This is a genomic window from Prolixibacter sp. DSM 2831 (assembly GCF_056493735.1).
Genome location: NZ_CM151379.1, coordinates 3,467,806 through 3,490,958, shown reverse-complemented (window position 1 = coordinate 3,490,958; position 23,153 = coordinate 3,467,806). Strand labels below are relative to the sequence as shown.

The following is a 23,153-nucleotide window of genomic DNA, read 5'->3' as shown; positions in this document are numbered from 1 at the left end:
TTTTTTATTGATAAACAGCCTTTTGCCCGAAAAGGTTTTCTTTCTTAGACCAGTTTCAATTCGAAATTTTCGTCGAATTGAAGATTCCCGTCGGCTTTGGAACCGTCCGGTGTTTCAAAACCTTTGATTTTCGGCGTTTTCCCTTTTAGTGTCAACTGTTTTACCTGGTTGTCGGTCAAGTCTTTATTCATGAAGGAAAATGGAATGCGAAGGGAGCAATTTTGAAAATTGGTACATCCCCAGGCAGTTTTCCCTTTCACGATTGTCCCCTGTTGGCACTTCGGGCAGGTTAGTTTCTCTTCTTCCTTTTCCTCCAATTCGATATTGAAATCGTTTGTCAACACCAATTTACCGTCTACTTTTTCACCACTCCGGGTGAATCCTTTGATGACACCGGTTTTTTTCTTTTCAATCAACTGCTTGATTTGGTTGTCAGTCAGTTTCTTTTCCAGCAATTCGAATGGAAGTCGGAAATCACAGCCGTCGCGGAAAGCGCTGCAACCCCATGCCGATTTTCCTTTCAGTATCGTTCCTTTTCCGCATTTGGGACAAGTCAGGTTCGAGTCATCCGACTTTTCCTTTTTATCGGTTTTGCCTGAAGTTTTTTTCTCTTTTTCGTCTTCAATGATGGCTATTTCTTTCCTGGGCGAGCGTTTTACCTGGTCCACAATCTCCGACACCATCTGCTTCATCTCCTCCATGAATTGAGCTACTTCGTATTCGCCGTTTTCAATTTGGCGGAGTTTTTTCTCCCACTGTCCGGTCAATTCTGCTGACTTGAGCAGTTCATTCTCGATACTACCAATTAAGTCGATGCCGGTTTGTGTGGCCAAAATACGTTTCTTTTCGCGCCGAATGTAGCGGCGCCGGAACAACGTTTCGATGATATTTGCCCGGGTGGATGGTCGGCCAATACCGTTCTCCTTCATCAAATCTCTAAGTTCATCGTCATCCACTTGTTTGCCGGCTGTTTCCATAGCTCGAAGCAACGTTGCCTCAGAGTAATAGCGCGGTGGTTGCGTCATCTTCTCTGCCAAATCCGGCTCGTGCGGACCGCTTTCGCCCTTCTCGAATGCCGGTAAAATATTTTCGTCGGCCTGAGCTTTACCTCCATCGCTTTGGTACACAACCCGCCAGCCCGGATGAAGTATTTGCTTTCCGGTCGCTTTGAAATCAACCTGGTTAACGGTAGCCAGCACTGTTGTGTTGGACACTTTACAATCGGGGTAGAAAACACTGATAAAGCGTCGTGCCACCAAATCGAACACCCGTTTTTCGTCCGGTGTCAGATTGTAGGTGAAAACGCCTGTGGGAATAATGGCGTGGTGATCGGTGATTTTTTTATCATCGAAAACCTTTTTCGATTTCCGGATTTTATCTTTTAGCAGCGGTTCGGTGAGTTGTTCGTAAGGCTTCAGCTTTTTCAGGATACCCGGAACTTTGGGATAGATATCGTTGGGCAGAAACGTGGTATCGACGCGTGGATAGGTCGTTACCTTTTTCTCGTACAAACTTTGGATGACACGCAGGGTTTCGTCTGCTGAAAGGCTGAATTTGCGGTTGGCTTCCACCTGCAACGAAGTCAGGTCAAATAGCTTTGGCGGTTGCTCGGTTCCTTTTTTCGTTTCCACGGAAGTGATGAACAGGTCGTGCCCTTTGATCTCTTCCAGCTTCTTCTCTGCTTCCTCCTTCACGGCAAACCTTCCGCTGGTAGCACTAAAAACTGTTTCTCGGTAGGTGGTCTTCAGTTCCCAGTAAGGTTCCGGCTTGAAGTTGTCGATTTCCAGCTGCCGCTGAACGACGAGAGCCAAAGTTGGTGTTTGCACTCGGCCAATGGAAAGTACCTGCTTGTTTTGCCCGTATTTCAGGGTATATAGCCGTGTGGCGTTTAGGCCGAGCAGCCAGTCGCCAATGGCCCGTGCACTTCCGGCTGCGTAGAGCAGATCGAAATCGGAGCCATTGTAAAGCTTCTCGAAACCTTCTTTCAGTGCTTCTTCGGTTAGCGAAGAAATCCACAACCGCTTGATGGGCTTTTGGCATCTTGCTTTCGTCAGCACCCAGCGCTGGATGACTTCCCCTTCCTGGCCGGCATCACCGCAGTTAATGACTTCGTCTGCCTCGGTCACCAGTTTTTCGATGGTATCGAACTGCTTCTTCACGCCGTCGTCATCGATGAGTTTGATGCCGAATTTCCGCGGAAGCATGGGAAGCGTGCGCAGATCCCACCATTTCCAACGGGAAGTGTAATCGTGGGGTTCTTTCAGCGTGCACAAATGGCCGAACGTCCAGGTGACCTGGTATCCGTTTCCTTCAAAATAGCCATCACGGCGGCTTTTGGCTCCCAGAATCTCAGCTATTTCGCGGGCAACACTTGGTTTTTCTGCTATACAGACTTTCACGCTTTTATCGATTTGTCACCAAAAATAATGACCTCAACCTAATTCGACGACAAATCGGGGATGAAGTTTTCAACGATGTGCTTATTGTTTATTCTGCCTTCGATTTTAAAAAGGCTTCGGGTTGAGATGTTTTGTTTAATTTAGCGGGAACGATTTAACCAATTTAATTCTAATCAATGAGAAAACTGAGAATCGCACTCATCTTGTTATTGTTGCCGGTTTCTATTCTGGCGCAAAAGAACCAAACACATTTTCTTTTTCGTGATCCGGATTTGCCTTTGGAGGACAGGGTTAATGATCTGGTCTCGCACATGACTCTCGAGGAAAAGATTAGTCAGCTGGTATATCAGGCTCCGGCTATCGACCGCCTGGGAATACCGGCATACAACTGGTGGAACGAAGCATTGCACGGCGTTGCACGCGCCGGTTATGCCACTGTTTTTCCACAGTCCATTACCATCGCCGGTTCGTGGGATAAAGATCTGATGTACCGTGAAGCAACAGCTATTTCCACGGAGGCTCGCGCCAAGTACAACGAGTGGATTCGTCGTGGAAAACACGGCATTTATGAGGGACTAACTTTCTGGTCTCCCAACATCAACATCTTCCGTGATCCGCGTTGGGGGAGAGGTCACGAAACGTACGGCGAAGATCCTTACCTCACCGGAATGATGGGGACGGAGTTTGTTGAGGGAATGCAGGGGAATGACCCGCATTATCTGAAAACGGTGGCAACAGCCAAACACTTTGCTGTTCACTCCGGACCCGAACCATTGCGCCATAAGTTCGATGCGGATGTTTCCGATCGCAATCTCTACGAAACGTATCTTCCTGCTTTCCGCAAGCTGGTCGTCGATGGAAAAGCATATTCGGTGATGGGAGCTTACAACCTCTTCCGTGGATTGCCTTGCTGTGGAAATCCGTTTCTGTTGCAGAATATATTGAGAGATGATTGGGGGTTTGATGGTTACGTGGTTTCCGATTGCTGGGCTATCAGCGACTTTTTCCAGTTCCAGAAAACGGCGAAAGATGCTGCAGAAGCGGCTGCGATTGCTATCAAAGCGGGCACCGACTTGAACTGCGGTGTCTCATTTTCCCGGCTTGATACAGCTATTAAACGTGGACTGGTAAAGGAGGCTGATATTGACAAAGCAGTGAAGCGATTATTCCGTGCCCGTTTCAAATTGGGCATGTTCGATCCGGCTAATCGGGTTCCCTATTCAAAAATACCATATAGCGCTAATTGCTCTGATGTGAATGACCAACTGGCTCGTGAAGCGGCACAGAAAAGTATCATTTTGTTGAAGAACGAGAATCAAACCCTTCCGCTGAGCAAAAAGCTGAAGACGATAGCTGTTATCGGGCCCAATGCAAACAATTGGGAAGCGTTAATCGGAAATTACAATGGCATCCCGAAACATCCGGTAACGGTATTGCAGGGGATTGAAAACAAGCTGGAGCCACAGGTGAAGATTACCTACGCCCAGGGAAGTGATTTGGCTGACGGAATCCATGATCTGAAACCGGTTCCGTCCATTTATCTGCAAACCGAAGATGGTCATCAGGGAATTACCGGCGAGTATTTCGCGAATGCAGAATTGAAAGGCAAACCGGAATTTACCCGCGTGGATGATCAAATCAATTTTTACTGGGGAGCCGACTCACCATCTCCTAAATTGCCGGACGATAATTTCTCAGTACGTTGGACCGGATACATTGTTCCGCCGGTAACCGGAACTTACCATTTGGGATGCTGGGGAATGCCAACGCTGGATGTTTATTTCGAGGGTAAGAAGATATTAAGCCATAATTCGGAACATCATGCATTTTACCATGAATCCGATGTGCAAATGGAAGCCGGTAAGCGATACAAAGTAGTTTATGAATATAAAAACTGGTTCGGTGATGGTGATGCCAAGCTGGTATGGGCTATGCCTGATCCGAATATGCTGAAAGATGCAGTTGCTACCGCTGAAAAATCGGATGCGGTTGTGTTGGTATTAGGCTTATCGCAAAGACTGGAAGGAGAGGAGATGCCCATAAAGGTAGACGGATTTAAAGGTGGTGACCGCACCAACCTGTTGCTTCCAAAACCTCAGCGCGATCTGATGAAAGCGATCAATGCGACAGGCAAACCGGTTGTTCTGGTTTTGCTTAACGGAAGCGCACTGGCTATCAATTGGGCTGCCGATAATCTGAATGCGATTGTTTCGGCAGGTTATGCAGGTCAGGAAGGAGGTAATGCTGTTGCTGATGTTTTATTCGGCGATTACAACCCGGCCGGAAGATTACCGGTTACTTATTACAAGTCGGTTGACCAGTTACCTCCTTTCGGGGATTACGATATGAAAGGCCGGACTTACCGTTATTTCACAGGAGAACCGCTATACCCGTTTGGTTACGGATTAAGCTACACCACGTTTGGTTATTCTGATTTGCAGGTTCCCAATATGGTTGCTTCCGGCGATTCGATTCCGGTTTCCGTAAAAGTGACCAATACTGGAAGTCGCGACGGTGATGAAGTGGTTGAATTGTACATTACGGATGAAAAAGCATCTACACCGCGTCCTATCAGACAACTGGAGGGATTTAACCGTATCAACCTCAAAGCGGGTGAAAGCAAAGTGGTCAATTTCAAACTTGGCCCTCGTGAACTTTCGATGATTAACAAAAAGGACAATCTGGTTGTTGAACCAGGCTGGTTTACCATCTCTGTAGGAGGTAAACAACCCGGATTTACTGGTCGCGCTGACGCAGCAACTACTTCGGTGGTAACCGGACGATTTAAAGTGACAGGAAAGCTGTTTGAGCTTAAAAAATAAGCGAAAGAATATCAGATGAAAGCGGGGCCTTGCGCCCCGTTTTTTATACCTTTAAAAGAAAAAGGACATGGCTGAAACGGTTAACCGTGTTCCGGTAGCGGCCGGACGCTTCTATTCCGGTTCACCGAACACGCTACAAAAAGAAATTCACGAGTTCCTTCAGGCCGGAACTCCCTTACCCGAATCCGAACGATTACTCGGACTGATAGTCCCACATGCAGGATATGTTTTTTCAGGTGGAACAGCGGGAAAATGTTACGCACGTATTCCGGAGAAAAACACCATCGAGAGGGTTGTGTTGTTGGGGGCCTCGCACTATGCCTCGTTTCAAGGGGCTTCGGTATACAACATCGGCAATTACGAAACACCGCTGGGAGTTGTGCCGGTTGAATTGGATACATGCGAAAGATTAATTGCCAACAACGATTTGTTTCGTTTTCATCCGGCAGCACATACCGAGGAGCATAGTCTGGAAGTTCAATTGCCCTTTTTACAGGAAAAGCTGAAATCAGATTTCCGGATTGTTCCCATTTTGTTAGGTCACGTTCGTCCATCTGAATCTAAACGAATTGCTGATGAGCTCTTGTCGCTGGTAAATGAACAAACGTTGTTTGTCATTAGTACTGATTTGTCACACTATCCCGATTATGAAGACGCTCAGGCGGCCGATGCGGAAACCATAGAAGCAATAACCTCCGGGGACCCGGAAAGATTTCTTGACGGCTTGGACCGGAACAATGACAAGCATATTTCGAACCTGCATACCTCATGTTGTGGCTGGACTTCTGTGCTGACCTTTTTGCATCTGATAAAAGCGATGGGAAATGTTGCTATTCGGAAAGTCGATTATTCCAATTCCGGCGATTCAGTTTACGGTGGCCATGACCGAGTTGTTGGCTATGGCGGGTTGGAGGCCGTGTTGAAAAATGACAAAAAGACATACCTGAGCGAAGAAGAGCAAGCGCAATTGAAAAAACTGGCGGAAGAAGCCATCTGGCAATATTTTGAAAGGGGAGGTCGCGATGATATCGACCCGGCATACCTTCCTCCGGCTTTACGGGCCAAAATGGGCGTATTTGTCACCGTTTATGTCAGGAATAAATTGCGGGGATGCCTTGGGCGTTTCGATGAGAGAGAGCCGTTGTATGAACGGGTTCGTGATTTGGCAATTTCTTCGGCAATAAACGATACCCGTTTTGAACCGTTGGAAGCGAGCGAACTACCAGATATGAGAGTACAAATTTCTGTGCTAACACCACTCCGGCGGATACACGATCCGTCGGAAATTATTCTGGGGAAGCATGGAATTTACATTCGCAACGGTTTAAACACAGGTACATTTCTACCGCAAGTAGCCACCGAACACAATTGGACAGTCGAAGAATTTTTGGGCTACTGCTCTAAAAATAAGGCTCATTTGGGATGGGATGGTTGGCGTATAGCCGAGCTGTTTGTCTTCGAGGCCATCGTGATTGATTAATTCGTTCCAGATAATCACAATCCGGTACAATAATTGAATAGTTAACGTCGTTTTAATGTATGGTTAATATAATTATGGATTTTAATTAGCATTTTTGACGTTGTGTAAAAGTGCAAATCACAAAAACGAGAGATTTATGGGAAGAAAAGAGTATTTTGAAAGTTTGGAAGATTTGCGTTTGCTCAGAGAATCACTTTTAACAAAAGAAAATGATGATCCTCTTTTCAGAAAACAATCGAAAGATGATATGATGCGCGAAATTGACAAGCGCCTTCATGAATTGAAAGAAATCGTGGAAAGAGATTAAGAGAAACGTAAGTTGAGACTGTCCCTTCAAGGGACATTTTTTTTGTCCATACTTTTCTGAAGAAGCCCTTTCCTGAATATTTTCCCAAAGGTGTTAACAAAGCTTTCCCACTATTCGCAGCGCCGATAAAATTCTTAATTTTGCTCACGTTCGTAAATGAAGAAATTAAAGGAATTATATCGTCGGCATATCTATGGAGTGATTGGCACACTTGCCTTTCACCTCATACTACTGACTATTTTCTTACTGGCAGAATTGAAAACGTCCAGAATGCCGAAAGACGAAGGCATTATTCTCGATTTTACAGAACAACCACCACCGAAGTTGCCGGAGCCGGAAGTGAAGAAAGAGAAAAAAGCGAATGCTTCTCCGACAGAATCTGCTGATCGGGGTTCCAACCGGGCCGTAAACGATGCATCGAAGAAAAAGCAGACGAAAGATCAGTTTTTTGATAAATCCTACCGGGATGAGATTGCAAAAGCCAAGGCCCTGGTGAATGATGTCAATAAAACGCTTTCGCAGAAAATACCGGAAATTGGTGATGTGAAAATGCCCGAGGAAACGACTGAAGGCATGAAGCCGGAGGATATTAAGAACACCATTTACAAGGGGAAAAGCAATATTCATTACTCACTCAAGGACCGGTATCATGTCCGGTTGCCGATTCCCATTTACCTTGCACAGGGCGGTGGAGAAATAACAGTGGATATTGTGGTGGACCGAAATGGCCGGGTACTAAGCGCCACACCTCGTCCCAATCCCAATGTCACCGATACCATGTTGTACGCATATGCGAAGAAAGCGGCCGAGAATACCGAGTTTAATGTAGCCCCCAATGCTCCAGAAAAACAAAGGGGAACGATTACCTATAATTTCGTTCCCCAATAGCATATTTTCGTCAGCCGGTTTTACGATACAAACTGGCTGAAGTTTTTCATGAACTGAACCCGTTCCCAGGCAGCTGGATTTCCGGTCGATGTGTGTTTCAGCAAGCCGGAGAAGTCATCAACTGATTTAAATTCTTTTTCAGCCATCCATTTCTTCAGTTCTTCAAGCAAAACTTTAATGTGCTTCGGACCGTGTTTGTATACTACTGAAGCAATCTCAACCGCCTTGGCGCCGGCCAGCAACTGTTTTACGATGGCGTCGGCTGAGTGAATACCGGTTGAGGCAGCTAAATCGCATTTTACTTTTCCCGACATCAACGATACCCAGCGAAGTGTTTGGTTGTAATCGCCCGGTGATGAAAGAATGGGGCCGGAGGTGACCGTCAGATTTTCGGTATCGATATCAGGCATCCACGAACGGTTGAAAAGCACAAGGCCCTGCACCCCGGCTTCCGATATCCGGCTGATGTAGGATGCGAGATTCGAACAGTAATACCCGATTTTTAGGGAAACCGGAAGAGAAACAATTTCTTTTACCTGGTGAATAATTGCATCGGTGATAACAAGGTTGTCAAGCTGTTCCCGATCGTCATCCGAAGGAAGGAAAAAGAGATTGAGCTCAAGTGCATCGGCACCGGCATCCTGAATCTCTTTGGCGAGGTACATCCATTTTTGACTGGAGACACAGTTGATGGAAGCGATGACCGGAATCTCAACGGCTTCTTTTGCTTCTTTGATGAGTCGAATATATTTCCGGACGGAGTCTTCGTATAACTCTTCCTCTGTAAAATCGATAGTTTCAGGAAATAGGAAAGGTCGGCCGGTCATACGGTGTTCGGTTTCCTTCATTTCCAGGATAATCTCTTCTTCGAAGAGCGATTTCAAAACAACGGCAGCCGCTCCGTTCGCTTCCAGTTCTTTTATTTTTGCAACTGAATCGGTAAGCCCTGAGCTGGCAATAATGATGGGATTCTTCAAAGAAAGTCCCATAAACTTCGTCGATAGATCTGGCATATTGATAGCTTTGCTGGTTAATGTACTTCGCTTAAGATACAAAGTTTAACCACAAAAACCCATTATTCGGTAGAAAACCTATTTGGAGAGTTTGAGCAGGAAATTCAGGCTGCGTTGGTTGAATTCATCCGCCTGCTCGATGTTACAAACATGGCCGCATTTGGGCAAAATATCGAGGTTGGTAAAGGGGAATTTCTTCCAGTAGTCGATGGATTCATCGAGGAAGTTGAAATCCTGGCTGCCCATGATCATTAGCATCGGCGATTTGAATGGCTTATTGAAATAGTTATCCAGGTTCTTCTTCAGATCAGCCAGCAAACCCAGCCAAACCTTAAATGCTTCCGATTTAATCTGAGCCGCTTCCCTTACAAAAAGCCGGCGGGCCACTTTATGATTCCGGTAGGGCATCAAAATCCAGGCAACCAACTGGTAAAGTTTGTGATAGGGGATAAAGCTTGACAGGAAAACGCCGGTTTTAAACAGCAGATGCGTCCTGCGATTTAACTTCATTACGCCACCACCAATAATGACTGATGAGACTACTTTTGGTGCAATATCTTCAATAATCCGAATGACAATTGAGCCCATTGATATCCCGATGAAGTGTGCTCGTTCGATTCCTTTTTCATGCATTAGGGTAAGCACATCGTGGGCTACCATTCGGAAAGAAAGTTCATCATCTTCCGGTTTGGTCAGTTCTTTCGAGTTACCATGATCCCGCAAATCGGGGAGGAGCAGATTGAAATGGCTGCGGAATGCAGCAATCTGGCGACCAAATGTTTTGGAACTTCCTCCGGCACCGTGAATGAAAACAATCCATTCTTTGTGCTGCGGCTGAGTGTACTCCTGAAAGCTTAATATTTCCATCGATGAATTCTCTAACAGGGTGCAAAGTATAAAAATCCCGTTCGAATGACAAAGCCGATTCGAACGGGTTGTGTGTTTATTCCTTTTTTTAACAATTAAAGCATTTAAAAATTGTAGGTGAGTCCGACACCGAGGAGTTGTTTCAACTGCACCCTGGGCCCGTGTTCCACACCGCTGGAATCGACATATTTGATGTTGTCGTCGTATTTCAATGTGGTACCGAAATTGGCCGTCAGATATTTATTAATCTGCATGTTGAATCGGACATCCCAGTTAACATCGATGTTTTGTGGTTTGTCCAAATAATTGGAAAAGAGATCGAGTTTTGTTTCCAGATCCACATTTTTCAACAAATCTTCCTGGGTGTATGCAAGCTTGACATATGCACCGAATTCAGCGCGGAACTTATCGCCCGGACTCACGCCGAACGCTCCAACAGTAGATAGTGAGTCATCGGCAAGAAAGGTGAATTTGGTACTGACCGGTGACAAAAACGCTGAAAAATTATCGCTGGGCTTGTAGTCGAAACCGAGAGCGAAATTCATGTAGCCCGGAGCCATAAAGTTGGAAATGTATGTAGCCTTGTTCGGATAATTATATCCCTTGGCCAACTGGGTTCTGAAATCGTACAGGGCTGACAAGTACCATTTACCGTTGATTTTATAGCCATACTTCGACGAGAAGCTCAGTTTATCGACACTCTTGCGCAAGCTCTCACTGGCGTTCTTGACTAAACCATATTGCACATCAAAGGAGTTATCCCAGATGTGTTTATTTTTCTTCTTATTGGCATTGATGTTAAAAAGAAAAGTCCCGGAAACAGATCCGTCACCCCCTTCGGCCCAGTTGGTAAGCGAAACCTGGGAGAAGTTGAGTGAACTATTTCCGTTAATGGTCCAGTATTTAGTGGTATCAGCCGGCGTTTGAGCCTGAAGAGCCAATGTTCCTGTTAAAACAATGATGAGGAAAGATAATTTTTTCAGCATGTTGTCAAATTTCGTTTGGTTATCCATTATTTTTCATTGAAAAGGTGTACATCCCTTTGTGGGAATGGGATGGAGATACCTTCTGCATCGAATGATTTTTTTACTTTTTCGGTATAATCAAAATATAAGCCCCAGTAATTGGCTGCTTCGACCCATGGTCTAACGACAAAGTTCACCGAGCTGTCTCCCAATTCCTGTACAGCAACAAAAGGAGCCGGATCTTTGAGTACCCGCTCGTCTTCTTCCAGCAACCTTTTTAGGATATCACGAGCTTTGTCTATGTCGTCGGAATAGCCAATACCAAATTTCATGTCGACACGGCGGGTTGGCATCGCTGAGTAGTTGGTCATGCTCCCGGTTGCCAGCCCTCCGTTGGGAATGATAACCTGTTTGTTATCGGGCGTATTCAGAATTGTATTGAATATCTGAATTTCTTTAACGGTTCCCATGTGCCCCTGGGCCTCAATGAAATCGCCTACTTTAAATGGCTTAAATATGAGGATGATAACGCTTCCGGCGAAGTTTTGCAGTGTTCCCGACAAGGCCATGCCGACAGCCAAACCAGCGGCACCCAAAATAGCAATAAACGAGGTCATCTGGATTCCCAGCATACTGGCAATGGTGATCACCAGCAGTATTTTCAGAGTGATATCCAGAAGGCTAATCAGGAACGAAGAAAGAGAAGGTTCTATTTCCTTTTTGCCAAGTGCTTTTCTTACCAGTTTATCAATCCGTTTAATAATCCACAGACCGATAATCAAAATAACGACAGCATAAACGAGTTTCAGGCCCCAGGTTTGAATCAGGCCCCATGCTGCATAGGAGTAATCATTCAGGTTTTCCATTTTTTTGTCTTTTAGTCATGTTAATCGAGTTTGAACCGGACGATATCATATCGCTATATTCGAATAGAGTAAGTCTAAATTAAAGCGTTAAAGCAATTTATACAACAATTTTTTGCGTTAAGACTTATTTGCCGGAGTATCAGAATTTCTCAAAAGCGAATTCTGAAGTGAACCGAATTGTATAAGTGGTTTATTATCAATTGAAAAATGTTTTTATAGCAACGATGATTATCTGAGCTCAGGTTGTCACTCTTTATTTTTTTTTAAGAAAAGGTTGATTATCATTGAGGTATAACGAAGTGCCCGATAGAAAGTTCAATTCTTAGTAAGGGAGAAAGCGATTACAGCAGCAATCTGGATGGGAAAAGTTGATTGATATATAGAAGGTAGTATAAATAAAAAAAGGGGGAAACCTGGTGCAATAAAAAAGGAACCGGTAAGAGAAGCGGTTCCTTTTTGAGCTAACGTGATGTTAGCTTCCTTTTCATTCTTTCACTGTTTTCAGCATATCGGCATAACCCGACATTTCACAATAGTTGTCAAGCAGTTCGTCGGATTCGAAGCCTCCCAAAGCTTTAATACGGTTCCAGTCGCGGCAGGCACCTTCTTTGTCACCGATTTCATAGCGGCTCATACCCCGTGCGAGCAAGAGACATTTTTCGTTAGGTAATAATACAATTCCGCGGTCGAAATGGCGGATGGCACGCTTCGGATTTTGCTTCAACAAGAGCTGTTTGTTCCCCTTGATAAAGTAGTTTGTAGCCTGGGACTTCAAATCAGATGACTCTGCCAGTTTAAAGGTAACAGCAAATTCTTTGTCCATGGCGACAGCTTCCTTGTTGTTACATCCCGGTTTCCACAAACCACTGGTTGTTCTCAGAACACGAATAACTTCTTCATCCATAGCGGAAGAAACGCTGTTGATAACAACAAAGTTGCTCAATGTTCCATCGGGTTGAACAGTAAACTGAATGACTTCTTTTCCTTCCCGAAATTCCTGGGCATCGGCTGTTGGATATTCCAATCGTTTAATTACGTAGTCATTGAGCGACTGCAGTTCAACGTTAGCTTCGTTAATCAAAAGAGCGGCACCTTTAAATCCGGCAAATTCCGGTGGAGAAACTCTCACTTCTTCAATGTTTTCCTGACTGAATGCAACTACTGAAAGAAGTAATCCTGCGAATAGTAAGAAGAGTTTTGTTTTCATGGCTTCTTGTTTTTAAATTAGACATAATACTGTTTGATGCGTAAATATTTCGTTCACTGTATAAACCAGTGATATGGACTAAACTTCTGTTAACAGTATTAATGCTTAACAATCCTCTTCGATTCCGCATAACAAATTACAACGACAGTGCCACGTTTCATAAGTAACACAATGATAGGTTCTTGGTAGTTTTTGCAGGGACGAATGACCAGGGGTTAGTGTCCGCATATGAAAGCTTCTGTGAACGATTGCGAACAAACGTTTACACTATGGTAAATAGTTTGGGGTAATTATTGGTTGAAAATAATTGGATATTGGATTAGTATTGAATTGGCTGACATATTTTCATCATCTTTAATGGATTACATGTCAAATATTCCTGATAAACAGACGGTTGACGACATTTTGTCTGTTGTTGCCTTTTGGCAATAAGTTTGATATTCGTGAGGAGAAAAATGGGAGAGACCTGAAGTGGTCCCGGTCGGTTTCTTTCTATTGGATAAATGCTACAACGGGGCAAGTTGGATTTGGGCAACAATAAAAAATTAAAAATACAGACATGAACTTTAACAATTTTACCATTAAAGCGCAGGAGGTTGTGCAGCATGCCATTCAGGTGGCGCAGGGAAACAACCAACAGGTAATCGACACCGGGCACCTGTTCAAAGGTTTGTTTAGCAAAGCTGAAAATGTCACCGGTTTTCTTTTGAAGAAACTGGGAGTCAATAGTTCTACTTTGCAACAAGCACTTGATCAGATTGTAGCCGGTTACCCGAAAGTATCGGGCGGTGAGCCTTATTTGTCGCCAGCCGCGAATACGGTTATTCAAAAAGCGACCGGTTATTCACAAAATATGGGCGATCAGTTTGTTTCGGTTGAACATTTGCTGCTTGGTTTGCTCGATGGCGGTGATTCTGTGAGCAAGATGATGAAGGACAGCGGCATCAACAAGAAAGAACTGGAAGCTGCTATTGCCGATTTACGCAAAGGGTCGAAGGTGGATAGCCAGACGGCAGAGGATACGTTCAATTCGCTGAATCGTTTTGCCATCAACCTGAATGAACGTGCCCGTTCCGGTAAGCTTGATCCGGTGATTGGTCGTGATGAGGAGATTCGCCGGATTTTGCAGATTCTTTCACGTCGTACCAAAAACAATCCGATTTTAATTGGTGAACCGGGTACCGGAAAAACGGCGATTGCCGAAGGTCTTGCTCACCGGATTGTTCGTGGTGACGTGCCGGAAAACCTGAAGACCAAGCAAATCTTTTCGCTCGACATGGGAGCATTGGTCGCTGGTGCCAAGTATAAAGGCGAGTTTGAAGAGCGTTTGAAAGCTGTGGTAAATGAGGTCGTGAAAGCGAATGGTGAGATCATTCTTTTCATCGATGAAATTCACACGCTTGTTGGTGCCGGAAAAGGCGATGGTGCAATGGATGCAGCCAACATTTTAAAACCGGCTTTGGCGCGAGGCGATCTGAGAGCAGTCGGTGCAACTACTTTAAATGAGTACCAGAAATACTTCGAGAAAGACAAAGCGCTGGAGCGTCGTTTCCAGATTGTGATGGTGAACGAGCCGGATACCTTGAGTGCGATTTCCATCCTTCGCGGATTAAAGGAGCGGTACGAAAGTCACCACAAGGTTCGTATCAAGGACGATGCGATTATTTCGGCCGTCGAGCTTTCACAGCGATACATCACCGAACGTTTCCTGCCCGATAAAGCCATTGATCTGATGGATGAGGCAGCAGCAAAATTGCGGATGGAGATGGATTCCCTTCCGGAAGAACTGGATGAAATCGAACGGAAACTGAAGCAGTTGGAAATTGAACGAGCGGCTATTCGTCGGGAAAACGATACCCGAAAGTTGGCCAGCCTCGATGAGGAAATTGCCAACTTAAAAGCAGAGCAGACGAAATATCGTGCTTCCTGGCAAGCAGAGAAGGACGTAGTCGATGCTATTCAGCGCCACAAGTCCGAAATTGAGGAGATGAAGTTGGAGGCTGAGCAAGCCGAACGGCAAGGTGATTACGGTCGCGTAGCGGAAATCCGTTACGGAAAAATCAAAGGTGCTGAAGAAGAAATCCATCATTTGCAAACGGAGTTAGCTAAGCTGCAGGGCGAATCATCCTTGATTAAGGAGGAAGTGGGAGCCGAGGATATCGCTGAAGTCGTCGCCCGCTGGACCGGAATTCCGGTTTCCCGGATGATGCAAAGTGAACGTGAAAAACTTTTGCACCTGGAAGATGAACTGCATAAGCGGGTTGTCGGACAGGATGAGGCAATTGCAGCCGTATCGGATGCAGTTCGCCGGTCGCGTGCCGGATTGCAGGATGAGAAGCGGCCGATTGGTTCGTTCATTTTCCTGGGAACTACGGGTGTCGGAAAAACGGAGTTGGCGAAAGCGCTGGCTGAATATCTTTTCGATGATGAGAACATGATGACCCGAATCGATATGTCGGAATACCAGGAGAAATTCTCGGTTACCCGGTTGATTGGTTCACCTCCCGGATATGTTGGTTACGACGAAGGAGGCCAGTTGACCGAAGCGGTTCGGCGGAAGCCTTATTCGGTGGTGCTGTTCGACGAGATTGAAAAAGCACACCCCGACGTTTTCAACGTGCTGCTCCAGGTGCTCGATGATGGCCGGTTGACGGACAACAAAGGACGTCTGGTCAATTTCAAGAATACCATCATCATTATGACCTCGAATATCGGGTCACACATTATTCAGGAGCGGTTTGAGAATCTGAAAGATGAAAACCGTGAAGAGGTGTTGGAGGAGACCCGTTACGAGATGTTGAATCTCTTGCGGAAGAGCATTCGTCCGGAATTCCTGAACCGTGTTGATGAAACGATTGTGTTTACGCCGTTGAATCATGAAGAGATCAAGGAGATTGTGCGTCTGCAGTTCAACCTGATTATGGAGCGATTGAAGAAAAGCAATCATGAGATTTCCATCAGCGATGTGGCAGTGGAATGGGTGGCTGCTTCGGGTTTCGATCCGCAGTTTGGTGCCCGTCCTATCAAACGGACGTTGCAGCGTTTCGTTTTGAATGACCTGTCGAAGCAATTGCTGGCAGGAACCATCTCAGAAGACAAACCCATCCTGGTGGATGTGGAAAACGATATCCTGGTTTTCAGGAACTAAATAAATTAAATCCCCCGGTTGAGAGACGCCGGGGGATTTTTTTGGTTTTTACCGCAAACTGACTTTTTGAACGATAGCTTGTTCGTCGTCAGTCCAACGAACAAGATAAATTCCGGTCCCGGGCTGTAGCCGAGCGTGATTGGTGTGGTTGATTGAGTATTCAGTTATCTTCTGACCGACAAAGTTGAAGACTTCCAGCTTTCCATTGAGAAGTTGTGATGTTGTGACATGAAGTATCTGGCCCGAACTGTAAATACGAACAGTTTCATTGGTTAATTCGTCCAGACCGGTGCCGTTTTTGAGATGAAGGATTAAGCTGTTATTGTTTTCTCCGGCGGCAGCATCGTATCGCAATGTATCGCTACTTCTCAAGTCAAGTGATTCGCCGGTAATTGTATTTTCCAGCGAAATCGTAATTCCGCTACTAAATGAATTAGAAACTTCACCGGTAATGCTTAGTTCGCTGGCATCTGAAATGTACAATCCTAACGGGAAGCTTTCCGGATAAGTGCGTGCCTGGTTAATGGCCAGTTTCTCGCCTTCTTGGCTGAACCAAAGTTGTGGCACCCCTATGTCGTAATAAACCAGCTTTCGCGAATCTTCATTAAAATCCAGTTCATCGCTGTTGGTTTGGTCGAATCGAACTAAAGCGAAATCTTGTCCATTAGGGCCGGTCACTTTCAGCCGGACAATATAATCTTCGGGTACTCCTTGTTTCAGAAAATATTGATCGGTTGGAACACAGTCATCCAGATTCACTGAATAGTTACCGGCATTGGTGGCTTCCACAAAAAATCCCTGCATGGGAGGAATCATATCCGTAAACTCGGGATTGGTGACTGTTCCGTCGGACGAAATCGTCAGATAGGTTTTAGCATTCGGATCGAACATGTAAGATGTTCCGGTTGTGTTGGTTTGGTTCGAAGTCGACCAATCGATGGCTCCCAGTCCGGGGTTGCCAACAAAGTTGAAGTTGTTGCCGGCATCTTCGAAACTTAGCGGAACGGACTGCGTTCCGGAAATCGGACTGCCATTGAAAACGAGCTCGAGTTCTTCGCGGGTACTGTAAAAGCCATATCCGGTCATGGGAGAGAGCGGTAGTGTCTGGTCCGACACATAGCTCCAGGCACTTTCATCTGCCGGTTGAGAGTTATCGTAAGTAATCAGGTAAACCATGCCGTAGACCGGTTCGAACATCGCAGCTGTGTTATCCTCTACCGGCGGAGTCAGGAAGAGCCACTTTTCTGCAGTCAATGCTCGTTTGGCATACAAGATGCAGCTTTCAGGAAGATATTGCTGACCACCCAGTGAAGCATCCGACTCGAGTACAAGTGTTTTGGGAGTCACACCTGCGGTAAGCACTGGGTAGTGGTCAACGCCGGCTGGAATGATGCCTTTCATCGTTTCATCCGGGACACCATTATTCCAGTTGGCTGCATTGTTCCAATCATTATCAACTGTTCCGGACCAAGTTGTTTCCAGGTTGGGAGATGCCGTTAATGTTTGTCCTGTATTTACCGCACCAAATGAAGATTCTGTGGGGGCCTGCCAAGTGAAGTCCTCATAGTAGGAACCGGACCCGGTGAGTTGGATGGAGAAATTGGTGGGGGTATCATTATCCTCTTCAGGAGTGATATGTATTGAGGTCAAACCTGCCGCATCTCCTTCGGTGGCAGTGACCGGATCCTCATAACTTATAAACAATACGACTTTATGCTGGTATGTTAAAGCTAATCCATCTTCACCTTTTTGTAATTCACCAAAATCAAGTTCGTAAATAGAAAATGAGCCTTCGATTGAAGAAGATGAAAAGTTATTCAAAGTCATTTCATCGATGATAGTTCCACCGTTTCCATTATAATGAATGACATTGAAGTCTTCCAGGGCATAATTATCAGCGTTCTCGAGAACAATTTCTACTCGTCCCTCCTCGGTATCTCCATCATCGTAATGAAACTCATTAATCCAGGCATTGGGTAAGTCATCCAGTGGCGTGATAAGCACTGTTTCGGGAATGGTTCCGTCTGTTTTCACATTGGTTGTTTCATCACTTCCGCGGTAAGGAATGACTTGTGTATACCAGCGTGTTTCACTTCCAGGAATATAGACTTCGGCCGCGGTCGTATCCTTATCGATGACAATCAAAGCCTCACCGTCGCTGAAATCGGTGTCTTCTGCCGGAGTCTCTCCATCTATGGGCGTTTGAGCCGTTGTTTGCGTGAAGAGCAGAAGATAGCCTTCGGCTGCTGCCTCTCCGCTGTTTTCATCCCACGACAGATGAAAAGTATTACCGTTTTGTCCGGCGAGTCGGAAATCGCTTACATGGTTCGTAGGTTCTGTTTCCAGGGCGGTTCCACTAATTGCTACCAAAACAGTCTCCGGTAGTTCGGTTGTTTCGTGAGAGATGTCTCCGCTGGTAACCCCTGGAATATCCGGAGCAAAGCGGACATAGATCGTTGTGGATAATTCACCATCTGTTCCGGTGAGCGAAAGAGGAGATGTATTTCCCTGCCAGTTGGTTTCATCGGTGGAAACTTCGAATCCTGTGGGAGGCGTAATGACGAGGTTGTCCCTCAGATATTGAGCTGTTACGGTATAAGATGATGTCGTAGAAGTTTCACCCGAAACCACGTCACCAAAATCCGGAAGGCTTTGGACTGAAACCGTTACTTCAGGTGCAGGTTGGTCCAATGTAGTGACTTCCCCGGTGGAGATTTCACTTTCCATCACCGGGTCATCGGCCATTGCTCGCATGGCCTTCAGCTGATAATAATAGGTTGTTGAGAATTGAACCGACGTTGCTTCGTATGAAGTGACATTTCCAATGTCTTCATCCACAATTGGATTTGAATAATCTTCTTCTGTGCTAATGATGAGGTAATAAGATGTAGCCTGGTAACTTGGCTGCCATTCCAGGGTAAAACGGTTGTAATCGATGGCACTGGCCCGCAAATCTTCCGGGGCAACAGGTGTCCCGGCCGTGATTTCAAATGAGGCTTCAGTATTAACCACTTCTTGTTGCGAGTTATCGGTTACTTTAATTTGATAGTAGTAGATGCCGTCTTCCAAAACAGGCAAATCAGCCTTCCAGGTGGTTCCCGACGAATAACTCAATGCAAATGACTCCGTCAAATTACCGGAGGTGGTTCCATAGAGTACTATCGCAGAAATAACTTCGCCATCGTCAGAGATGGAAGCAGAAATGGTATTATTTCCGGTCACTTCTGTATCGGTCATTGGCGAAGGAGCGAACGTTATACTTCCAGTTTCCGGAATGGGATCGTTATCAAAGAGGGCGTTTTCGGTATCATTGCTATCCGGGTCGGGCGGCGTTGGCGGACCGGTTTGTGCGAATGATTTGTTTGAGAAGATAGCAATTAATAGGATCAGGAAAAGAGGTGTAAAGATATTCTTCATGAGATAAAAGTTTTTGGTTTTTAGGTTAATAATGTTTTGTTGTCTTGGTCAGAACGTTTATCCGTTTTCTCTTTTCCTATATATAAGTTACATAAAAATTGGTTTTTAGCAAGCTTTTGCTGAAATGTTTTATAACAATAGGATAGGATAATTGGTATGATTTGTGAATTATTATAGGAAATGGGAATTGTAGTAGCAATACATGTTTTGGCGAGATTTCTTATCCGTTTAGAAGCATAAAAAAAGCGTAATCTTTTTTTGATTACGCTTGCCTGGCGGAGAGAGAGGGATTCGAACCCTCGGAACCCTTTAGGGGTTCACACGCTTTCCAGGCGTGCCAGTTCAGCCACTCCTGCACCTCTCCGTATGGTTTGAAGCACGCCATATAGCGAAGCTTCGGGGCACAAAAGTAGGAGATTTTTTTTATTCCCAAAACATTTTTCCTGAAAGAAAGAGAGCCGGGCCTGAGAGTTTATTCATCGGAATGGGAAGACTGTCCTTTCCGAATGACCACTTTGTCCTCTTTGATATATTTCCGGTTGCCCGCATCGTCAGCAAGTCTTACAGCCACGTCGACGGCCGTTCCTACTTTCCAATCCGGGCCGTTCAGAGCGGTGAGCTCCATAAAACCACCCGGGATATCAACTAACTGCTTATCGAATTTGCTTTCATACCCGTCAAAACTCATGTCGCTGGGGCGGATGGCGTATACTTCGGCGTGCAGGCCTTTGGGCAGAGGTTTTCCACCGGAAGCAATTATCTGCGCAATGATTTTGATTCCCTCGCTGGTTGAATCCAAGTCAGTTTCCAGGATGACTTCCGAATGAATATGAAGTTCCGTATCGTCGAGAAGAATGACACTGGAGGCTTCGCAAGGGCAGGGTAGCCGGGTGGAAGCGCAGGAGCTCATCAGGAACAAAACAGCAATATAAAAAAGTATGTTGAACTTCATATCCGTCGATTTGGAGCAAAGTAATAAAATCCCTTCGATTAACATGGTGGAATGTCAAGGGTTTTTTGTTTTACTTTTCATAGCTTTGGTACGCCTGAATGAAATGAGGAAAGTGTTTGAATGATTGAATAACAGAATTTTATATGACCAAAAAACTAATAGGTATGAAACTAATCTCTTTGTTTTCACTAATGATTGTATTATTAATGGCGGGAGGATGCAAGAATTCCTCCCAAAGCGAGTCTGAGCAGGAGGATGTTGTCGCGCAAAAAGTAAACGAGTTTGCGAAAGTTAAACTAACTACCGACATGAGCCAGCTCGATGAGAACCAGAAAAAAATGTTGTCGTTGATGTTTGATGCGGCGGATATCATGGATGGCATTTTCTGGCAGGAAGCCTACGGCGACAAAGAAGCTTTGTTGACCAGTCTGAAAACACAGGCTGAGAGAGATTTCGCCATGATTAACTATGGCCCGTGGGAACGTCTGAATAATAATAAGCCGTTTGTCGAAGGAGTAGGTCCCAAACCAAAGGGAGCCAACTTTTATCCTCAGGACATGACGGAACAGGAGTTTAACGACTGGAAAGATTCCACAAAAACCAGTCAGTACACCATGATTCGTCGGGATAAAGATGGTAAGCTGATGTCGATTCCTTACCATGAATATTTTAAGACTCAAATTGAGAAAGCAGCTTCGTTGATTCGTCAGACTGCGGAATTGGCAGAAGACCCGGGACTGAAAAAGTATCTGGAACTGCGTGCCGATGCGTTGCTGACAGATAACTATTACGACAGCGATATGGCGTGGCTCGATATGAAAAACAATACCATCGATTTTGTGGTGGGGCCTATCGAGAATTATGAAGATCAGCTTTTTGGCTATAAAACGTCGCACGAAGCATTTATCCTGGTAAAGGATAAAGTATGGAGTCAGCGGTTAGCCAAATTTGCGGCCCTTTTGCCAGATTTGCAGCGGGCATTGCCTTGTCCTCCCGAGTACAAAGCAGAAATGCCGGGATCGGATTCGGACCTGAACGCATACGATGTATTATATTATGCAGGCGATTGCAATGCTGGTTCCAAAACCATTGCTATCAACCTGCCAAATGACGAGCGCGTTCGTGCCGCCAAAGGCAGCCGGAAACTGCAGTTGAAAAATGCCATGCGTGCCAAGTTTGACAAGATTCTGGTACCGATTTCCGACCTGTTGATTGCTCCCGACCAGCGTTCGCACATCAAGTTTGATGCTTTCTTCGAAAATACCATGTTCCACGAGGTAGCTCACGGATTGGGGCTTGGAAATACCATCGACGGAAAACAAACGGTCCGGGAAGCATTGAAAGATACCTATACTTCTATCGAAGAAGGCAAAGCCGATATCCTGGGACTGTGGGTAATCACCAAATTGCACGACATGGGCGAGTTGTCTGGTGAAGACCTGATGGACAACTATGTGACATTCATGGCGGGAATATTCCGTTCAGTTCGTTTTGGTGCAGCCAGTGCACATGGTAAAGCCAACATGATTCGATTCTACTATTTTGAACAGCAAGGTGCTTTTACCCGTGATACCGAAACCGGAACGTACCGCGTTGATTTTGACAAGATGAAGAAGGCAATGACTTCATTGTCGGATGAGTTGCTAAAGATTCAGGGCGACGGTGACTATAACGCTGCTGCCAAATTGATAAAAGAAAACGGCTACATCCGTCCGGAGCTGCAAAGCGATTTGGATCGGATTTCAGCAGCCGGTATTCCCAAAGACATTGTGTTTGAACAGGGAAAAGCTGTTCTGGGACTGAAATAAGCCCGACTTTTGAAGAAATAGGAGCCTGCTCATGCCGATTGAGCGGGCTTTTTTATGTGGAGATAGATTAGTTTAACATATATTTTTGTTTTGTTCGTATCCGTTCAATTCCCTTTCCGAAAACGTACAGAAATGATTTTCTCAGGTATGGCCTGGTTCTTGCTATTGGTATAGGTAATCAGATTGTTGAGTTCTTTGGCATGTGGATTGATAACTGAATGGCATAACTGTAACAGGAAATAAAAATTGTTAAGCCATGAAAAAATTATCTATCGCAACAACTTTGCTTTTTATTGTGAGTATTTTGTTTGTAGGACCGCTTTCTGCGAAGACCATCCAGGGGCAGTCGAATAGTACTTTGGGAACTTACCAAATAAAACAAATTGCTCCCGTTAAAGCAGGAGGAGAGGAACTGCAAGCCTATCAGTTATCTTATGAGAATTCGGAGAATCCGATTACCATTTTGGTCGATAAAACCTCAAAATGCAGTAACTACATTGTACGCTCCAAGAATCTTGAAGTCAGGTATGTCTGCAATAAACGTGGTTTTGGCGCTAAGTTGGTGAATGCTAAATTCCAACGTTTTGACCCGACGGTTAACGGATACTATCTGAATGAAAAGGCACTGGAAGGTCAGGGAAAACTTTCGACAAACCAGTTGAGCGAAGAAGAAGCGCTTGGTTTGATTGCAGCCTATTTCCCGGCATTAGCTAAAGATGTAAAATTTCTGATGTAAGATATTTAACGCACAAGTTGCCCAAACTTGTTTTTTGTCCACGCTGTAGTTTCTTCATAACTACGCACGTTAACTCCTAACTGCCGGGCCGCCACCCGGCAGTTTTTTATGTCCTCGGGCGTCGTTTTCGGCATCAGAGCTGGTTTTGGATCGATGCAAAATGGTCTCAATTGTCCTCCATATTGAAGATTCTCTTCATCAACTTCCATTTTCACTTGGCTCTTTTCTTTCGGTTTGTAGCCGATGGCCTATAAAGTGTTACCCTCTTTGTCATCAAC

General features: G+C 45.2%; 16 protein-coding genes and 1 tRNA gene. 7 read left to right on the top strand and 10 right to left on the bottom strand.

Features of this window, described 5'->3' with window-relative positions; genetic code table 11:
* Nucleotides 1–44 precede the first annotated feature (44 nt).
* Nucleotides 45–2,399, bottom strand: a complete 2,355-nt coding sequence (locus AC060N_RS14240) for a type IA DNA topoisomerase (protein WP_479524402.1) — start codon at nucleotides 2,397–2,399, stop codon at nucleotides 45–47.
* Nucleotides 2,400–2,575: 176 nt separating this feature from the next.
* Here AC060N_RS14240 and AC060N_RS14235 point away from each other — a divergent pair, with 176 nt between their 5' ends.
* The 4 genes from AC060N_RS14235 (at nucleotide 2,576) to AC060N_RS14220 (ending at nucleotide 7,896) form a co-directional block, all read left to right on the top strand.
* Nucleotides 2,576–5,221 carry a glycoside hydrolase family 3 C-terminal domain-containing protein gene (locus AC060N_RS14235; protein ID WP_479524401.1) on the top strand — a complete coding sequence of 882 codons (2,646 nt, stop codon included), beginning with the start codon at nucleotides 2,576–2,578 and terminating at the stop codon, nucleotides 5,219–5,221.
* Between the two features lie 67 nt (nucleotides 5,222–5,288).
* Complete coding sequence (amrB, locus tag AC060N_RS14230; protein ID WP_479524400.1) at nucleotides 5,289–6,701, top strand: AmmeMemoRadiSam system protein B; 1,413 nt, start codon at nucleotides 5,289–5,291, stop codon at nucleotides 6,699–6,701.
* Between the two features lie 136 nt (nucleotides 6,702–6,837).
* Nucleotides 6,838–7,008: a hypothetical protein gene (locus tag AC060N_RS14225; protein ID WP_153639827.1), complete on the top strand. Its 171-nt coding sequence runs from the start codon at nucleotides 6,838–6,840 to the stop codon at nucleotides 7,006–7,008.
* Between the two features lie 156 nt (nucleotides 7,009–7,164).
* Nucleotides 7,165–7,896 carry a hypothetical protein gene (locus AC060N_RS14220; protein WP_479524399.1) on the top strand — a complete coding sequence of 244 codons (732 nt, stop codon included), beginning with the start codon at nucleotides 7,165–7,167 and terminating at the stop codon, nucleotides 7,894–7,896.
* A gap of 20 nt (nucleotides 7,897–7,916) precedes the next feature.
* Here AC060N_RS14220 and AC060N_RS14215 read toward each other — a convergent pair whose 3' ends face one another.
* The 5 genes from AC060N_RS14215 to AC060N_RS14195 form a co-directional block, all read right to left on the bottom strand.
* Nucleotides 7,917–8,909: a dihydroorotate dehydrogenase-like protein gene (locus AC060N_RS14215; RefSeq protein ID WP_479524398.1), complete on the bottom strand. Its 993-nt coding sequence runs from the start codon at nucleotides 8,907–8,909 to the stop codon at nucleotides 7,917–7,919.
* A 78-nt stretch (nucleotides 8,910–8,987) separates the two neighbouring features.
* Nucleotides 8,988–9,776 carry an alpha/beta fold hydrolase gene (locus AC060N_RS14210; protein WP_479524397.1) on the bottom strand — a complete coding sequence of 263 codons (789 nt, stop codon included), beginning with the start codon at nucleotides 9,774–9,776 and terminating at the stop codon, nucleotides 8,988–8,990.
* A 104-nt stretch (nucleotides 9,777–9,880) separates the two neighbouring features.
* Nucleotides 9,881–10,762: a DUF3078 domain-containing protein gene (locus tag AC060N_RS14205; protein ID WP_479524396.1), complete on the bottom strand. Its 882-nt coding sequence runs from the start codon at nucleotides 10,760–10,762 to the stop codon at nucleotides 9,881–9,883.
* Between the two features lie 26 nt (nucleotides 10,763–10,788).
* Entirely contained in the window at nucleotides 10,789–11,607 is an 819-nt protein-coding gene (locus tag AC060N_RS14200) for a mechanosensitive ion channel family protein (protein ID WP_463228474.1), read from the bottom strand.
* Between the two features lie 484 nt (nucleotides 11,608–12,091).
* Nucleotides 12,092–12,814, bottom strand: a complete 723-nt coding sequence (locus AC060N_RS14195; protein ID WP_479524395.1) for an energy transducer TonB — start codon at nucleotides 12,812–12,814, stop codon at nucleotides 12,092–12,094.
* A gap of 559 nt (nucleotides 12,815–13,373) precedes the next feature.
* Here AC060N_RS14195 and clpB point away from each other — a divergent pair.
* Nucleotides 13,374–15,962 (top strand): ATP-dependent chaperone ClpB, encoded by a 2,589-nt coding sequence (gene clpB, locus AC060N_RS14190; protein WP_479524394.1) that lies wholly within the window; start codon nucleotides 13,374–13,376, stop codon nucleotides 15,960–15,962.
* Nucleotides 15,963–16,010: 48 nt separating this feature from the next.
* Here clpB and AC060N_RS14185 read toward each other — a convergent pair whose 3' ends face one another.
* The 3 genes from AC060N_RS14185 to AC060N_RS14175 all read right to left on the bottom strand — a co-directional run bounded on the left by AC060N_RS14185 (nucleotide 16,011) and on the right by AC060N_RS14175 (nucleotide 20,331).
* The gene (locus AC060N_RS14185) at nucleotides 16,011–19,379 is read right to left on the bottom strand and encodes a T9SS type A sorting domain-containing protein (protein WP_479524393.1); all 3,369 of its coding nucleotides are present in this window, start codon (nucleotides 19,377–19,379) and stop codon (nucleotides 16,011–16,013) included.
* Between the two features lie 273 nt (nucleotides 19,380–19,652).
* Nucleotides 19,653–19,743, bottom strand: a tRNA-Ser gene (locus AC060N_RS14180).
* A 108-nt stretch (nucleotides 19,744–19,851) separates the two neighbouring features.
* The gene (locus AC060N_RS14175; RefSeq protein ID WP_479524392.1) at nucleotides 19,852–20,331 is read right to left on the bottom strand and encodes a hypothetical protein; all 480 of its coding nucleotides are present in this window, start codon (nucleotides 20,329–20,331) and stop codon (nucleotides 19,852–19,854) included.
* Nucleotides 20,332–20,495: 164 nt separating this feature from the next.
* Between AC060N_RS14175 and AC060N_RS14170 the strand changes: the two genes are divergently transcribed.
* The gene (locus AC060N_RS14170; RefSeq protein ID WP_479524391.1) at nucleotides 20,496–22,139 is read left to right on the top strand and encodes a dipeptidyl-peptidase 3 family protein; all 1,644 of its coding nucleotides are present in this window, start codon (nucleotides 20,496–20,498) and stop codon (nucleotides 22,137–22,139) included.
* 256 nt (nucleotides 22,140–22,395) lie between these two features.
* The gene (locus AC060N_RS14165) at nucleotides 22,396–22,875 is read left to right on the top strand and encodes a hypothetical protein (RefSeq protein ID WP_479524390.1); all 480 of its coding nucleotides are present in this window, start codon (nucleotides 22,396–22,398) and stop codon (nucleotides 22,873–22,875) included.
* 5 nt (nucleotides 22,876–22,880) lie between these two features.
* On the opposite strand, the gene AC060N_RS14160 is transcribed toward AC060N_RS14165, so the two are convergent.
* Nucleotides 22,881–23,084, bottom strand: coding sequence for a hypothetical protein (locus AC060N_RS14160; RefSeq protein WP_479524389.1), 204 nt, complete (start codon nucleotides 23,082–23,084; stop codon nucleotides 22,881–22,883).
* Nucleotides 23,085–23,153: the final 69 nt, after the last annotated feature.

What these genes read in the sequence shown, in the direction of transcription:
- AC060N_RS14235 (WP_479524401.1), top strand. Translation starts at nt 2,576, where the DNA reads ATGAGAAAACTGAGAATCGCACTCATCTTGTTATTGTTGCCGGTTTCT.
- amrB (WP_479524400.1), top strand. Translation starts at nt 5,289, where the DNA reads ATGGCTGAAACGGTTAACCGTGTTCCGGTAGCGGCCGGACGCTTCTAT.
- AC060N_RS14225 (WP_153639827.1), top strand. Translation starts at nt 6,838, where the DNA reads ATGGGAAGAAAAGAGTATTTTGAAAGTTTGGAAGATTTGCGTTTGCTC.
- AC060N_RS14220 (WP_479524399.1), top strand. Translation starts at nt 7,165, where the DNA reads ATGAAGAAATTAAAGGAATTATATCGTCGGCATATCTATGGAGTGATT.
- AC060N_RS14215 (WP_479524398.1), bottom strand. Translation starts at nt 8,909, where the DNA reads ATGCCAGATCTATCGACGAAGTTTATGGGACTTTCTTTGAAGAATCCC.
- AC060N_RS14210 (WP_479524397.1), bottom strand. Translation starts at nt 9,776, where the DNA reads ATGGAAATATTAAGCTTTCAGGAGTACACTCAGCCGCAGCACAAAGAA.
- AC060N_RS14205 (WP_479524396.1), bottom strand. Translation starts at nt 10,762, where the DNA reads ATGCTGAAAAAATTATCTTTCCTCATCATTGTTTTAACAGGAACATTG.
- AC060N_RS14200 (WP_463228474.1), bottom strand. Translation starts at nt 11,607, where the DNA reads ATGGAAAACCTGAATGATTACTCCTATGCAGCATGGGGCCTGATTCAA.
- AC060N_RS14195 (WP_479524395.1), bottom strand. Translation starts at nt 12,814, where the DNA reads ATGAAAACAAAACTCTTCTTACTATTCGCAGGATTACTTCTTTCAGTA.
- clpB (WP_479524394.1), top strand. Translation starts at nt 13,374, where the DNA reads ATGAACTTTAACAATTTTACCATTAAAGCGCAGGAGGTTGTGCAGCAT.
- AC060N_RS14185 (WP_479524393.1), bottom strand. Translation starts at nt 19,379, where the DNA reads ATGAAGAATATCTTTACACCTCTTTTCCTGATCCTATTAATTGCTATC.
- AC060N_RS14175 (WP_479524392.1), bottom strand. Translation starts at nt 20,331, where the DNA reads ATGAAGTTCAACATACTTTTTTATATTGCTGTTTTGTTCCTGATGAGC.
- AC060N_RS14170 (WP_479524391.1), top strand. Translation starts at nt 20,496, where the DNA reads ATGAAACTAATCTCTTTGTTTTCACTAATGATTGTATTATTAATGGCG.
- AC060N_RS14165 (WP_479524390.1), top strand. Translation starts at nt 22,396, where the DNA reads ATGAAAAAATTATCTATCGCAACAACTTTGCTTTTTATTGTGAGTATT.
- AC060N_RS14160 (WP_479524389.1), bottom strand. Translation starts at nt 23,084, where the DNA reads ATGGAAGTTGATGAAGAGAATCTTCAATATGGAGGACAATTGAGACCA.